We start from the raw sequence: 14006 nt of genomic DNA, 5'->3' as shown, positions 1-14006 counted from the left end.
GCCGGATATTGGTGACGAGCATCCGGTGGGTGAGCCGGGTCGACAGGAAGTACCGGGCCGGCTTGTTGTTGCCCTGCCCACGGACGATGACGACCGGGACGCCCGAGGGCTCGCGGGCGCCGGTGAGCCGGGTCAGCTCCTCGTCGCTGGACTTGATCTGCGCCGTGCGCGGCGTGATCCCGGCGTTCGACATCAGCCGGCCCATGTCGCGCTTCTGCTCGGGCAGGACGAGGGTGACGACGCTGCCGGACTCGCCGGCGCGGGCGGTGCGGCCGCCCCGGTGCAGGTAGTCCTTGTGGTCGATGGGCGGGTCGACGTTGACGACCAGGTCGAGGTCGTCGACGTGGATGCCGCGGGCCGCCACGTTGGTCGCGACCAGGACGGTGACCTGGCCGTTCTTGAACTGGTCCAGGGTGCGGTTGCGCTGCGGCTGCGAGCGGCCGCCGTGCAGCCCGGAGGCCCGGACACCGCTGGCGAGGAGCCGCTTGACGAGCCGGTCCACGGACCGCTTGGTGTCCAGGAAGAGGATGGTGCGCCCGTCGCGGGCGGCGATGCGCGTGGTGACGGCCTTCTTGTCGGTCTCGTCGGCGACGTAGAGCACGTGGTGCTCCATCGTCGTGACGGCGCCGGCCGACGGGTCGACGGAGTGCACGACCGGGTCGTTCAGGAACATCTTCACGAGCCGGTCGATGTTCTGGTCCAGGGTGGCCGAGAACAGCATCCGCTGGCCGTCCGGCTCGACCTGCTTGAGCAGCGCCGTGACCTGCGGCATGAAGCCCATGTCGGCCATCTGGTCGGCCTCGTCCAGGACCGTGATCGCGACCTGGTCGAGTCGGCAGTCGCCGCGCTCGATGAGGTCCTTGAGGCGGCCGGGCGTGGCGACGAGGACCTCGGCGCCACGGCGCAGGGAGTTCGCCTGCTTGGTGATCGACAGTCCGCCGACGACGGTGGCGAGCCGCAGCTGCACCGAGGTGGCGTACGGGGCGAGGGCGTCGGTGACCTGCTGGGCGAGCTCGCGCGTGGGCACCAGGACCAGGGCGAGCGGCGCCTTGGGCTCGGCGCGGCGGCCCGCGGTGCGGGCGAGGAGCGCGAGGCCGAAGGCGAGGGTCTTGCCGGAGCCGGTACGGCCGCGGCCGAGGATGTCCCGGCCGGCGAGCGAGTTCGGCAGGGTGGCGCCCTGGATCGGGAACGGCTCGGTGACCCCCTGCGCGCCCAGGGTCTTGACCAGGGCGGCGGGCATGTCGAGGGCGTCGAAGGACTCGACGGAGGGGAGCGCGGGCGTCAGCGTCTCGGGCAGGGTGAACTCGCGCGGCGGCGGAGGCGTGGCCGGTCCACGGCCGCGCCCGGCGGCCTTCTGCCTGCCGTTACCCCGCGGGGCGGCGGAGCCACGGCGGCTGTTTCCGGACGTGGTTCCGGAGCGGGATTCGGCGGCCCGGCGGGGCCGCTGTTCGGAGCGAGTCATGGGAAATGCCTTCCTGGCCTGAGCAGAGCGCCCGAGCAGAGTGCGTGAGCACAGCGCGAGCCGGGACCCGCACCTCGCGGTGCGGGCCCCGGCTGCGAGAAAACGCGTACGGCGATCAGGCGGGGAGGATGTTCTCCGCCTGCGGGCCCTTCTGGCCCTGCGTGACGTCGAAGGTGACCTTCTGGCCTTCCTGCAGCTCACGGAAGCCGGAGGTCGCGATGTTGGAGTAGTGGGCGAAGACGTCGGCGCCGCCGCCGTCCTGCTCGATGAAGCCGAAGCCCTTTTCCGAGTTGAACCACTTCACGGTACCGGTGGCCATGATTTCTCCTGAATAGGTAAGGGTCCCATCCCGGAGAGTCCGGAAAACAAAATTGCGCCTGAGGAACATTCCCGTCAGGCGCACATAAAGTTCATGGGTACCAAAACTAGCAACCTGGGAACCTTAGCACGCCGCCCCTCCCGGAGGGCGGGGCGGCGACGCACATCACATACCGCCCGGTCGGGCGGTCGGGGCGCCCCGGAGGAGCTTCAGAGCCGCTCGATGATCGTCACATTGGCCTGGCCGCCGCCCTCGCACATGGGCTCCTCCCTCTCAACGGCCCCCTCGCACCGCTCGGCCCCGGGGGCCTCACGGGCTTCGGGTGCCTGCGCCGGCCTCCGGCCGGACGGCGCGTGCTGACCGTCAGAGCCGCTCGATGATCGTCACATTGGCCTGGCCGCCGCCCTCGCACATGGTCTGGAGGCCGTAGCGGCCGCCGGTGCGCTCCAGCTCGTGCAGCAGGGTGGTCATCAGCTTCACGCCGGTCGCCCCCAGCGGGTGGCCGAGCGCGATCGCCCCGCCGTTGACGTTCACGCGCGCCGGGTCGGCGCCGGTCTCCTTCAGCCAGGCGAGGACGACGGGGGCGAAGGCCTCGTTGATCTCGACGAGGTCCATGTCGTCGATGGTCATCCCGGTCTTCTTCAGGGCGTACGCGGTCGCCGGTATCGGCGCGGAGAGCATCCGGATCGGGTCCTCGCCGCGCACCGAGAGGTGGTGGATCCGGGCGCGCGGGGTGAGCCCGTGCTCCCGTACCGCCCGCTCGCTCGCGAGCAGCATCGCGGCGGCGCCGTCGGAGACCTGGGAGGAGCAGGCCGCGGTGATCGTGCCGCCCTCGACGACGGGCTTGAGGCCGGCCATCTTCTCCAGGGTGGTGTCCCGGCGCGGGCCCTCGTCGACGGTCACGTCCCCGTAGGCCACGGTCTCCCGCGCGAAGCGGCCCTCGTCGATGGCCCGCAGCGCCCGCTCGTGCGAGCGGAGGGCGAACTCCTCCTGGTCGCGGCGGGTGATCCCCCACTTCTTCGCGATCAGCTCGGCGCCGTGGAACTGGTTGACGGGCGCGTCGCCGTAGCGGGCCCGCCAGCCCTCGGAGCCGGCGTAGGGGCCCTCGGTGAGGCCGAGGGGTTCGGCGGCCTGCCGGGAGGCGAAGGCGATCGGGATCATCGACATGTTCTGGGTGCCGCCGGCGACGACCAGGTCCTGGGTGCCGGAGAGGACGCCCTGGGCCGCGAAGTGCACGGCCTGCTGGGAGGAGCCGCACTGGCGGTCCACGGTGACGCCGGGGACCTCCTCGGGGAGTCCGGCGGCGAGCCAGGCCGTCCGGGCGATGTCGCCCGCCTGCGGGCCCACGGTGTCGAGGCAGCCGAAGACGACGTCCTCGGCGGCGGCCGGGTCGACGCCCGATCGCTGGACGAGGGCCTTCAGGACATGGGCTCCGAGGTCCGCCGGGTGGGCGGAGGCCAGGCCTCCCTTGCGCCGGCCCACCGGGGTGCGGACCGCTTCGACGATGTAGGCCTCGGCCATGACAACTCCTCCAGACGTCGGCGCGCGCACGACCGGTGCGTACGGCGCTCTATGTGCGTACGGCGATTCCGTCCAGGACCATCGACAGGTACTGGCGGGCGATCTCCTCCGGGCTGTGCTGTCCGCCCGGGCGGTACCAGGACGCGGCGACCCAGACGGTGTCGCGCACGAAGCGGTAGGTGAGCCGGATGTCGAGGTCGGCCCGGAAGGTGCCGGCCTCCACGCCCCGCTCCAGGGTCCCGAGCCACGCCTTCTCGAACTTGACCTGCGAGTCCGCGAGGTAGTGGAAGCGGGGCTGGTCGGTGAGGTGCCTGGACTCCTTCTGGTAGATGGCGACGGCGGCGCGGTGCCGGTCGATCTCCCGGAAGGACTCGGTGACGAGGGCCTCGATGGTCTCCCTGGGTCCGAGTCCGGCGGCGAGGACGGTGTCGTACCCCTCCCACAGCTCGGTCAGGAAGGTGGAGAGGATCTCGTCGAGCATCGATTCCTTGGAATCGAAGTGGTAGTAGAGGCTGCCGGCGAGCATGCCGGCGGCGTCGGCGATCTTGCGTACGGTCGTGGCGTTGTACCCCTGGGCGGCGAACACCTCGGCCGCGGTGTCCAGGAGTTCGCGGCGCCGCTCGGGCGAGGCGGTCACGGCGGTCTTCTTCTTGCTGCTGGCGGTCTTCGGCACACGTCCATTCTGGTCCTACGCGTGCTGGCTGCTGACCGAGACGGTCTCGCCGGTCATGTAGGAGGAGTAGCCGCTGGTGAGGAAGACGATGACGTTGGCGATCTCCCAGGGTTCCGCGTAGCGCCCGAAGGCCTCGCGCTCGGTCAGTTCGGCGAGCAGCTCGGCGGAGGTGACCTTGACCAGGTGGGGGTGCATGGCGAGGGAGGGCGAGACGGCGTTGACGCGGACGTCGTGGGCCGCCGCCTCGACGGCGGCGCAGCGGGTGAGGGCCATGACGCCGGCCTTGGCGGCGGCGTAGTGGGCCTGCCCTGCCTGGGCGCGCCAGCCGACGACGGAGGCGTTGTTGACGATCACTCCCGGGCCGCCGACGTCCTTGAAGTGGCGCAGGGCGGCCCGGACGCAGCGGAAGGTGCCGTTGAGGGTGACGTCGAGGACGCGCCCCCACTGCTCGTCGGTCATGTCGACGAGCGCGGCGGTGCCGCCGAGGCCGGCGTTGTTGACGACGGCGTCGAGGCGGCCGTGGAGCCGTACGGCGGTGTCGAAGAGGGCCTGGACCTGGGTCTCGTCGGTGACGTCGCACGGCAGGGCGTCGACCCGGTCGGCGCCGAACTCGGCGGCGAGGGCGGCCTCGGTCTCCTTGAGGCGGCGGGCGTGGGCGTCGGAGACGAGGACCCGGGCGCCTTCCTCCAGGAAGCGGCGGGCGGTCGCGCCGCCGATGCCGGCTCCGGCGGCGGCGGTGATGACGGCGGTGCGGCCGGCGAGCAGGCCGTGGCCCGGCACGTAGGGGGGTACGGCGGTCATGGGCGCGGCTCCTTCGGGAGGCCGAGCACCCGCTCGGCGATGAGGTTGCGCTGGATCTCGCTGGATCCGGCGTAGATGGTGTCGGCGCGGGAGAAGAGGAACAGCCGCTGCCACTCGTCGAGTTCGTAGGGTTCGGCGGCGACGACGGTGGCGGCGGCGCCGCGGATGTCCATGGCGAGTTCGCCGAGGTCGCGGTGCCAGTGCGACCAGTAGAGCTTGGCCATGGAGGGGTCGGTGGAGCGCAGCGCGTTCGCGCGCATCGCCTGGAGTCCGGTCCAGGCCCGGACGAGCCGGTCGCGGATGAGCGGGTCGGCGAGGGTGCCGTTGCGCCGGGCGAGGGTGACCAGGCCCTCCCACTCGCGGCGGAACCCGACCTGCTGGCCGAGGGTGGAGACGCCGCGTTCGTAGCCGAGGGTGGCCATGGCGATCCGCCAGCCGTCGCCCGGCGCGCCGACGATGTGCGTGGCGTCGGTGCGGGCTCCGTCGAAGAAGACCTCGTTGAACTCGCTGGTGCCGGTGAGCTGGACGATGGGCCTGACCTCGACGCCGGGCTGGTCCATGGGGACGAGCAGGTACGAGAGTCCGGCGTGCCGGCGTGAGCCGGTCTCGGTGCGGGCGACGACGAAGCACCACTGGGACTCGTGGGCGAGCGAGGTCCAGATCTTCTGGCCGTCGATCACCCACTGGTCGCCGTCGAGGGCTGCGCGGGTGCGGACGGCGGCGAGGTCGGAGCCCGCGTCGGGTTCGCTGTAGCCCTGGCACCAGAGTTCCTCGACGGCGCGGATCGGGGGCAGGAAGCGGGCCTTCTGCTCCTCGGTGCCGTGGTCGATGAGGGTGGGGCCGAGGAGCTGCTCGCCGATGTGGTTGACGCGGGCGGGGGCGTCGGCGAGGGCGTACTCCTCGTGGAAGGCGATCTGCTCCTCGATGCTCGCGCCGCGCCCGCCGTACTCCTTCGGCCAGCCGACGCAGGTCCAGCCGTGGGCGGCCAGGTGCCGTTCCCAGGCGAGGCGTTCGGCGAAGGCCTCGTGTTCGCGGCCCGGTCCACCGAGGCCCTTCAGGGCGGCGAACTCAGCACTGAGGTGGGTCCGTAGCCAGTCCCGTATCTCGGCACGGAACTCCTCGACGCTGCTCATGGCGCTGCTCATGGCCGTACGTTAACCTACCAAACACTTGTTAGGGAAGGAGCGTCGAAGGATGCAGATGCCCGTGCTGTACGAGCGCCGCGGCCCGGTCGCGTACGTGACCATGAACCGCCCCCGCTACCGCAACGCCCAGAACTCCGCCATGACCTACGCCCTGGACGAGGCCTTCTACCGGGCGGCCGAGGACTCCGAGGTCACGGTGGTCGTGCTCGCCGGCGCGGGCGAGCACTTCTCGGCGGGCCACGACATCGGCACCCCGGAGCGCGACGCCCATCTCCCCTTCGACCGCCGCGCCGGACTGTGGTGGGACCACTCCGACAAGCGGGGCGCCGAGTCCCGCTTCGCCCGCGAGTCCGAGGTCTATCTCGGGATGTGCCGGCGCTGGCGCGAACTCCCCAAGCCGGTCATCGCCTCCGTCCAAGGCGCCTGCGTGGCAGGCGGGTTGATGCTGGCGTGGGTCTGCGACCTGATCGTGGCGAGCGAGGACGCGTTCTTCGCCGACCCGGTGGTGCGGATGGGGATCCCGGGCGTCGAGTACTTCGCGCACCCGTGGGTGATGCCGCCCCGGATCGCCAAGGAGTTCCTGTTCACGGGCGACCGGATGACGGCGCGCCGGGCGTACGAGATCGGCATGGTCAACCGGGTCGTCGACCGCGCGGAACTGACGTCCGCCACCGAGGGGTTGGCGCTCCGGATCGCCGAGATGCCCCGGCTCGGGCTCGCCCTGACCAAGCGGGCGGTGAACCAGGCCGAGGACCTCCAGGGCCTGCACGCCGGGATGGACTCGGTCTTCGGCCTCCACCATCTCGCCCACGCCCACAACGCGGAGACGGCCGCGGATCCGCTGGGCGGGATGGACGTGGCGGCGATGAAGGAGGCGGGGGTCTGATGGATCTGACGTACACCCCGGAGGAGCGGGAGTTCCGCGCGGAGGCGCGGGAGTGGCTGCGCGCCCATGTCCCCGCGGAGCCGCTGCCGTCCCTGGAGACGGCGGAGGGCTTCGCCGCGCATCGCGCCTGGGAGGCCGAACTCGCCGCCGACCGCTGGTCGGTGGTCTCCTGGCCGGAGCGGTACGGCGGCCGGGGCGCCGACATCGTCCGGTGGCTGGTCTTCGAGGAGGAGTACTACGCGGCGGGGGCGCCCGGCCGGGTCTCGCAGAACGGCATCAACCTGCTCGCCCCCACCCTCTTCGACCACGCGACGGAGGAGCAGCGGGCCCGGGTGCTGCCGTCGATGGCGACCGGCGAGGTCGTCTGGGCGCAGGCCTGGTCGGAGCCGGAGTCCGGCTCGGACCTGGCGTCGCTGAGTTCCCGGGCGGTACGGACCGACGGCGGCTGGCTGCTGTCCGGCCAGAAGACCTGGTCCTCGCGGGCCGCCTTCGCCGACCGGGCCTTCGGGATCTTCCGCACCGGCCCGGAGACGGACCCGGCCCGGCCGCACCGAGGCCTGACGTACCTGATGTTCGACCTGCGGGCGCCGGGGGTGACGGTCCGGCCGATCGGCCGGCTCGACGGGAAGCCCGCGTTCGCGGAGCTCTTCCTCGACGAGGTCTTCGTACCGGACGAGGACGTGATCGGGGAGCCGGGACAGGGCTGGCGGATCGCGATGTCGACGACCGGCAACGAGCGCGGCCTGATGCTCCGCTCCCCCGGCCGCTTCCTGGCCGCCGCCGACCGGCTCGTCCGGCTGTGGCGCGCGACGGGCTCGGACCCGGCGGCGCGGGACCGGGTCGCGGACGCGGTGATCGGCGCGCGGGCCTACCAGCTCTTCACGGCGGGCGGCGCGTCGCGCTTCGCGGCGGGGGCGTCGATCGGGGCGGAGTCGAGCCTGAACAAGGTCTTCTGGTCGGAGTACGACATCGCGCTGCACGAGACGGCGCTCGATCTGCTGGGCGACGAGACGGAGTCGGCGGACGGGGAGTGGGGCGAGGGGTACGTCTTCTCGCTCGCGGGCCCGATCTACGCGGGCACGAACGAGATCCAGCGCGACATCATCGCCGAGCGGCTGCTCGGCCTGCCGAAGGGGCGCCGCTGATGCGATTCCTGCCGACGGAGGAGCAGCGCGACTTCGCGCGCTCGCTGGACGCGATGCTGACGGCGGCGGACACGCCGACGGCGATACGGGCCTGGGCGGCGGGCGACGCGACGCCCGGTCGCGCGCTGTGGTCCCGGCTCGCGGAGGCGGGCGTCCTCGCTCTCGCGGTCCCGGAGCCGTACGAGGGCATGGGCCCCCTGCCGGTCGAACTGGCCACGGCGTTCGTGGAGTTGGGCCGGCACGCGGCACCGGGCCCGCTGGTGGAGACGGTGGCGGCGGCCGGCCTCCTGACGGAGCTCGCGGCCTCCGGCGAGACGGGCCCGGCGAAGCGACTGCTGCCAGGGCTCGCGTCGGGCGCGACGGTGGCGACCCTGGCGATGCCCACGGGTCCTGTTCCCACCCCCGATCCCCCCGCGGGTCGTGGGCAGGCGTTCCGCACGGCGGAACAACCGCCCACAACGGAAGTGCTCGCCCTCGACGCGGACGTCGCCGACGTGATCCTCGTCGTCCGGGGGGACGAGTTGTGGATGGCTCCCGGACACGAGGGCGTGCGGGTCTCCGCGGACCCCGCCCGCCGCCTCGCCCGCCCCTCCCCCGGCGGGGAGCTGCTGGCAGCCGGGTCCGCCGTGCGGGAAGCCGCGGCACACGCGAGGCTCTGGGCCATGCTCGCCACCGCCGCACAAGCCCTCGGCGTCGGGCTCACCCTCCTCGACCGGACGGTGGCGTACGCCAAGCAGCGCCGGCAGTTCGGCACCGAGATCGGCTCCTTCCAGGCGGTCAAGCACCGCCTCGCCGACACCCTGATCGCCCTGGAGTTCGCCCGCCCCCTGCTCTTCGGGGCGGCGGTCACCCTCCGGTCCACCGATCTCGCCGCCGCCAAGACCGCCGCGGGCGAGGCCGCGTACACCGCCGCCCGTACCGCGCTGCAGATCCACGGCGCCGTCGGCTACACCGAGGAGCTCGACCTCTCGCTCTGGCTGCGCAAGGCCCGCCCGCTCCGCGACGCCTGGGGCACCCCGTCCTGGTGCCGGGCCATGGTCATGGAGACGTACGACGAGGTGTACGACACCGGGTCATGACGTCGTCTCACGCGGCGGGCTGTCGTCCGTACCGCGCCGGATCGTCCGCACCGGCCGCCCCGGCGTCCAGGTGCGGATGACCATGTCGTCGCCCTCGACGAAGGTGCGGACGACCTCGGCCGGCTCGGCCCGGAAGACATGGAACGGCATCGGCATCCCGACGGCCTCCGCGTAGCGGTCCAGCTCCTTCGGGTCGGTGATCTCCACGGCCCGGCCGGAGATCCGGACGTCCCCGCCGCCCATGTCCGTCCCCGAACCCGGGTTGGCGAGCAGCGAGAAGCGGGGGTCGCGCCGCAGGTCGAGGGCCTTGCGGGAGTTCGGCATCATGCCGAGCCACAGCTCGCCCCAGCGGAAGTCCGCCTCGATCCCGCTGAGCCGGGGCGAGCCGTCCTTCCGCAGGGTGCCGAGCACATGGTGGGTGAACTGCCCGAAGCGCTCCCGAACGGTCGCTTCCAGTTCGGGTTCGGCGGCGGCGAAGGCCGCCCAGGTGGTTCCGGTTCCGGCGTCGATATGTCCCATGACTCCAGTGAACACCGGATACCCGACAGCTCCTGTCTGGATTACTCCGTGACTTCCCGGATCACGCCGTGGCGTCCCGCTCCGCCCGGCTGCGCTCGACGCAGAACTCGTTGCCCTCGGGGTCGAGCAGCGTCGCCCACCCCGTGCCGTCCGGCTTCCGGTGGTCCTCGAAGACCGTGGCGCCGAGCCCGAGCAGCCGCTCGACCTCCTCGTCACGGCTGCGGTCCTGCGGCTGGAGGTCGAGGTGGACGCGGTTCTTGACCGTCTTCCCTTCCGGGACCTGGATGAAGAGCAGTCCACCGCCGACGGTCTCGACCAGCGCCTCGGGGTCACCGGGCCGGTCGTCGTCGGAGACCTTGGAGTCGAGGGCGGCGGCCCAGAAGGTCGCCAGGGCGTAGGCGTCGGAACAGTCGATCGTCACGTGTCGCACAAGAGAGGCCATGAGCCCACTATCACATGATCGACTCCGCGTCGGCCGGGGTTTTCCGGCCCGCCGTCACCGGACGATGGACCGCGCCCGGGCGGCGGCGAGCCAGGCGGGGAACTCGGCGACGATCCGGTCGTACAGCTCGGCGTCCGGGACCGTGCGCGGGTCCTGGCCCGCGTGGAAGAAGCCGGCGTTGTCGACGGAGCGCTTCTGCGGGACCGCCAACTCGTCCAGTTTGCGCAGGAATTCGAACTGCCGGCTGCCCGGGTCGCCGAAGCCGATGAACTGCCAGAAGAGCGGCAGCTCGGCGGCCTTGCACAAGTACCGCTCGGCGGCGAGCTTGTTGATCGGACCGCCGTCCGTCTGGAAGACGACGAGCGCGGGGACGGTGGCGCCGCTGTCGAGGTAGTGGTCGATGACCGCGTCCATCGCCAGGTGGTAGCTGGTCTTGCCCATGTGGCCGAGCCCGGCGACGATCCGGTCGATCCGCCCCTGGTGGTCGGCGAGTTCGATGCTCGTCTCGGCGTCGATGTCGGTGGAGAAGAACACCACCGGCACCCGCCCGTCGTCGTCCAGGTTGGCCGAGAGCCCCAGCACGCGGTCGGCCAGCGCCTGCACACTGCCGTCCTTGTAGTACGGCTTCATGGAACCCGAGTAGTCGAGCACCAGGTAGACGGCCACCCGCTGCCCGTCCATGCCGTGCTTGCGCAGCGAGATGCCCGCCGACTTGTACAGGCTCACCAGCGCCGGCGCGGTCTCCTCGACCTTGCGCAGACTCACTCCCACGGACGGCTCCCCTCCCCCTTCCGAGGGGACGCCTTTCCCCTCGGAGTGCCGAGCGTACGGGATCAGGGGGACGGGACGAGCCCGAGCGCGGCGGCGAGCCGGGCCCGGTGCGCGGCGGGCGGGCCGAAGAGGTGGGCGCTCTGGTGGGCGCGTTTGAGGTGGTCGTGCGCCGGGTGTTCCCAGGTCACGCCGATCCCGCCGTGGAGCTGGATCATCTCCCCCGCGACCGTCCGGTACGTCTCCGAGCACACCGTCCGGGCCGCCGCCGCGGCGAGGGGTTCGGCGTCGGCGTGGGCGGCGGCCAGGGCGAGGGAGCGGGCGGACTCGACGGCGGTGTACAGGTCGGCCAGGCGGTGCTTGACGGCCTGGAAGGAGCCGATGGGCCGGCCGAACTGGACGCGCTCGCCGACCTGCCGGACCGTGTCCCGCAGGGCCCGTTCGGCACCTCCGACCTGCTCGGCGGCGAGGACGGTCACGGCCACGTCGCGCACCCGCGCGAGGACCCCCTCCCCGTCGGCGCACAGGAGCCGGGCGGGCGTCCGGTCGAGCCGGATCCGGGCGAGGCCGCGGGTCCGGTCCAGAGTGGGGGCCGTCGTGAACTCTCCTTCATCGCCCTGGAGTTCGTAGAGGGAGAGGCGCCGGGTGTCGGCATCCCTCGCGAAGACCAGGATCAGGTCGGGGCGTTCGGACGGCGCGAGCACGTACTCCTTGCGGCCGGTGAGGCGAGGTCCTTCGCCGGCCGTCGTCGTGAGCGACTCCGCCTCCCAGCCGCCCTCCTCGGCCCAGGCGAGCGCACCGGTCCTGGTGCCCTCGGCGAGGCCTGGCAGGAGGCGGGCGCAGGCGTCCCAGTCACCCGAGGCGAGGAGGGCGGTCACGGGCAGGACGGCGGAGCCGAGGAACGGGACCGGGCTGAGCGCCCGCCCCAACTCCTCGGCGACCACCGCGATCTCGGGCAGCCCGCAGCCGAGTCCGCCGTACGCCTCCGGCACCGCGAGGGCCGCCACGCCGATCTGTCCGGTCAGCGGCGCCCAGGCCGCCGCGCCCGCGTGGCGGTCGAGCACGGACCGTACCGCCGCTCGCAGTTCGTCCTGTTCGGGGGTGGTCCTCATGCGTCCTCTCCTCTCGCCGCGCGCCGCAGGTCGCCCTTGAGGAGCTTGCCTCCGGCGTTGCGCGGCAGTTCGGTCACGACCAGGAAGCGGCGCGGGACCTTGAAGTTGGCGAGCCGTTCGCGGGCCCAGGCGGTCAGTTCGTCCGCGCCGAGGGCGCGGTCGGCCACGACGAACGCGACGCCGACCTCGCCGAGCCGCGCGTCGGGGGCGCCGACGACGGCGACGTCCCGCACGGCCTCGTGGCGCAGGAGGACGTGCTCGATCTCGGCCGGGTAGGCGTTGAAGCCGCCGACGACGTACATGTCCTTCAGCCGGTCGGTGACCGCGAGGTAGCCGCGCTCGTCCAGGGTGCCGATGTCGCCGGTGCGCAGCCAGCCCCCGTCGAGGACCGCCTCGGCCGTGGCCGCGGGTTCGTCGAGGTAGCCGCGCATGACGTGGTGGCCGCGGACCTGGATCTCGCCCGGCTCCCCGGGACCGAGCACGGCGCCGAGCGGGGAGGCGATCCGGATCTCGGTGCCGGGCAGCGGCAGGCCGACGGTGTGGGCGACGGTCTCGGCGTCGGCGTCCGTCGGGCAGACGGAGACCACTCCGCAGGATTCGGTGAGCCCGTACGCGGTGAAGACGTCGGGTGCGCCGAGCTCCTCCCGGATCTCCTCGACCAGGGTCGCGGGGACGGTGGCCGCGCCGGTCCCGGCGAGCCGCAGCGCGGAGAGGTCGTGCGCCGCGCGGCGCGGGTGGTGGATCAGGCCGTGGAAGACGGTCGGCGGCCCCATGAGGCAGGTGACGCGTTCGGCGGCGATCCGTTCGAGGACGCGGTCGGCGTCGTAGACGGCCTCGGGGAGCATGGTCGCGCCGGTCAGCAGACAGGCGAGCACCCCCGCCTTGTAGCCGAAGGTGTGGAAGAAGGGGTTGACCAGCAGGTACCGGTCGCCCGCGCGCAGTCCGACGAGCCGGGCCCAGTCGGTGTAGACGCGCAGGGTCTGGCCGTGGGTGGTCATCACACCCTTGGAGCGGCCGGTGGTGCCCGAGGTGTAGAGGATGTCGCAGAGGTCGTCGGGGCGTACGGCGGCGACGCGGGCGATCCGCTCGGCGTCGGGGACGGCGGCCCCGGCGGCGAGGTAGCGGTCCCAGTCGGGTCCGTGCAGGGTGAGCGTGGAGCGCAGGTCCCCGAGGTCCTCCCCGGAGCCGTGCAGGGCGGCGGCGTAGTCGGTGCCGAGGAAGTCGTGCTCGGTGAGGAGGAACCGAGCACCGCTGCGGCGCACGATGTCAGCGGCCTCGGCGGGCTTGTAGCGGGTGTTGACCGGTACGAGGACGGCGCCCACCGCGACCGCGCCGAGTGCGGCGGTGATCCAACGGCGGCTGTTGGGGGCCCAGATCGCGACCCGGTCGCCGTGCCGTACGCCGTGGGCGAGGGCGGCGCGCGCGGCGGCGGCGATCTCGTCGCGGAGCCGCGCGAAGCCCCAGCGGACCCCGTCATCGGCTCCGCCGGGTCCGCCGCCGACCAGCGCCTCATGGGCCGGTCCGGGGTGCGCGGCGGCCGCCCAGTCGGGCAACTCGGCGATGGTGCAGGCTAGTTGCTGTGGCACTTGCTGGGGGCTGATCACTGACCCTCCCTACTTGACGTGCGAGCGTGGCGGGTATCCAATCACAGGTGTTTCGGTTAGGCATATACCTAGTAGGAACATTCCTCAGGAGGTCCCATGGATCCGGATCCGACCGACATGAAGGCCGCGCTGGCCGGCTTCTGCACCGGTGTCGCCGTCATCACCGCCCGCGACCCGGCCGACGGACGGCCCGTCGGCATGGCGGTGCAGTCCTTCTCGTCCGTCTCGCTCGACCCGCCGCTCGTCTGCTTCTGCCCGGCGCACACCTCGACGACCTGGCCGCGCATCCGCGCGGCGGGCCGCTTCGCGGTGAACGTGCTCGCGGCCGACCAGGAGGAGCTCTGCCGCCGGTTCGCGGTGACGGGCGGCGACAAGTTCGCCGGCACGGCCTGGCGTCCGGGAGCCGCGGGCGCGCCCCTGCTCGACGGGGCGCTCGCGACGATCGAGTGCACGCTCGACGCCGTCCTCGACGGCGGCGACCACGCCATCGCCCTGGGCCGGGTCGACACGCTCACCGCGCACCGGGACAC

14 protein-coding genes and 1 pseudogene are annotated in these 14006 nt (G+C 72.5%); 4 read left to right on the top strand and 11 right to left on the bottom strand.

From position 1 onward, the window contains the following. From AB0E14_RS34140 to AB0E14_RS34115, 6 genes are all read right to left on the bottom strand, one after another. On the bottom strand, positions 1–1462 hold a 1462-nt coding region (locus AB0E14_RS34140), incomplete at its 3' end, for a DEAD/DEAH box helicase (protein WP_362427392.1). Positions 1463–1577: 115 nt separating this feature from the next. Further along, complete coding sequence (locus tag AB0E14_RS34135; RefSeq protein WP_005318814.1) at positions 1578–1781, bottom strand: cold-shock protein; 204 nt, start codon at positions 1779–1781, stop codon at positions 1578–1580. A gap of 363 nt (positions 1782–2144) precedes the next feature. Further along, entirely contained in the window at positions 2145–3302 is a 1158-nt protein-coding gene (locus tag AB0E14_RS34130; protein ID WP_362427390.1) for an acetyl-CoA C-acetyltransferase, read from the bottom strand. A gap of 49 nt (positions 3303–3351) precedes the next feature. After that, on the bottom strand, positions 3352–3975 hold the full coding sequence (locus AB0E14_RS34125; protein WP_362427387.1) for a TetR/AcrR family transcriptional regulator: 624 nt from the start codon (positions 3973–3975) through the stop codon (positions 3352–3354). Positions 3976–3990: 15 nt separating this feature from the next. Then, positions 3991–4776, bottom strand: a complete 786-nt coding sequence (locus AB0E14_RS34120) for an SDR family oxidoreductase (protein WP_362427384.1) — start codon at positions 4774–4776, stop codon at positions 3991–3993. Beyond that, a complete protein-coding gene (locus AB0E14_RS34115; protein ID WP_362427381.1) occupies positions 4773–5921 on the bottom strand; it encodes an acyl-CoA dehydrogenase family protein in 1149 nt (382 codons plus the stop codon). The genes AB0E14_RS34120 and AB0E14_RS34115 overlap by 4 nt, the downstream gene beginning before the upstream one ends. A gap of 49 nt (positions 5922–5970) precedes the next feature. On the opposite strand from AB0E14_RS34115, the gene AB0E14_RS34110 reads away from it, so the two are divergent. From AB0E14_RS34110 to AB0E14_RS34100, 3 genes are read left to right on the top strand one after another with little or no spacing between them, the layout of a single operon-like run. Then, a complete protein-coding gene (locus AB0E14_RS34110; RefSeq protein ID WP_362427378.1) occupies positions 5971–6807 on the top strand; it encodes an enoyl-CoA hydratase in 837 nt (278 codons plus the stop codon). Then, positions 6807–7952: an acyl-CoA dehydrogenase family protein gene (locus AB0E14_RS34105; RefSeq protein ID WP_362427375.1), complete on the top strand. Its 1146-nt coding sequence runs from the start codon at positions 6807–6809 to the stop codon at positions 7950–7952. Before AB0E14_RS34110 ends, AB0E14_RS34105 begins: the two co-directional genes overlap by 1 nt. After that, positions 7952–9031 (top strand): acyl-CoA dehydrogenase family protein, encoded by a 1080-nt coding sequence (locus AB0E14_RS34100; protein ID WP_362427372.1) that lies wholly within the window; start codon positions 7952–7954, stop codon positions 9029–9031. The genes AB0E14_RS34105 and AB0E14_RS34100 overlap by 1 nt, the downstream gene beginning before the upstream one ends. Here the strand turns inward: AB0E14_RS34100 and AB0E14_RS34095 are convergent. From AB0E14_RS34095 to AB0E14_RS34075, 5 genes are all read right to left on the bottom strand, one after another. Further along, positions 9026–9550 (bottom strand): pyridoxamine 5'-phosphate oxidase family protein, encoded by a 525-nt coding sequence (locus tag AB0E14_RS34095; RefSeq protein WP_362427369.1) that lies wholly within the window; start codon positions 9548–9550, stop codon positions 9026–9028. The two genes, AB0E14_RS34100 and AB0E14_RS34095, sit on opposite strands and share 6 nt — an antisense overlap. 61 nt (positions 9551–9611) lie before the next feature. Continuing rightward, positions 9612–9992, bottom strand: coding sequence for a VOC family protein (locus AB0E14_RS34090; protein WP_362427366.1), 381 nt, complete (start codon positions 9990–9992; stop codon positions 9612–9614). Positions 9993–10046: 54 nt separating this feature from the next. Beyond that, positions 10047–10763 (bottom strand): VWA domain-containing protein, encoded by a 717-nt coding sequence (locus tag AB0E14_RS34085; protein ID WP_362427363.1) that lies wholly within the window; start codon positions 10761–10763, stop codon positions 10047–10049. Positions 10764–10825: 62 nt separating this feature from the next. Then, positions 10826–11872, bottom strand: coding sequence for an acyl-CoA dehydrogenase family protein (locus tag AB0E14_RS34080; protein WP_362427360.1), 1047 nt, complete (start codon positions 11870–11872; stop codon positions 10826–10828). Continuing rightward, positions 11869–13476: a FadD3 family acyl-CoA ligase gene (locus AB0E14_RS34075; RefSeq protein WP_362427357.1), complete on the bottom strand. Its 1608-nt coding sequence runs from the start codon at positions 13474–13476 to the stop codon at positions 11869–11871. Before AB0E14_RS34075 ends, AB0E14_RS34080 begins: the two co-directional genes overlap by 4 nt. A gap of 96 nt (positions 13477–13572) precedes the next feature. Between AB0E14_RS34075 and AB0E14_RS34070 the strand changes: the two are divergent. Beyond that, positions 13573–13986 (top strand): annotated as a pseudogene (locus tag AB0E14_RS34070) (flavin reductase family protein); the annotation flags it as partial. Positions 13987–14006: the final 20 nt, after the last annotated feature.

It is taken from the genome of Streptomyces sp. NPDC047981 (assembly GCF_040653315.1).
In the GTDB taxonomy this organism is placed as follows: Bacteria; Actinomycetota; Actinomycetes; order Streptomycetales; family Streptomycetaceae; genus Streptomyces.
The sequence above is the reverse complement of the archived record's forward strand: the minus strand, read 5'-3'. Positions and strand labels throughout refer to the sequence as shown.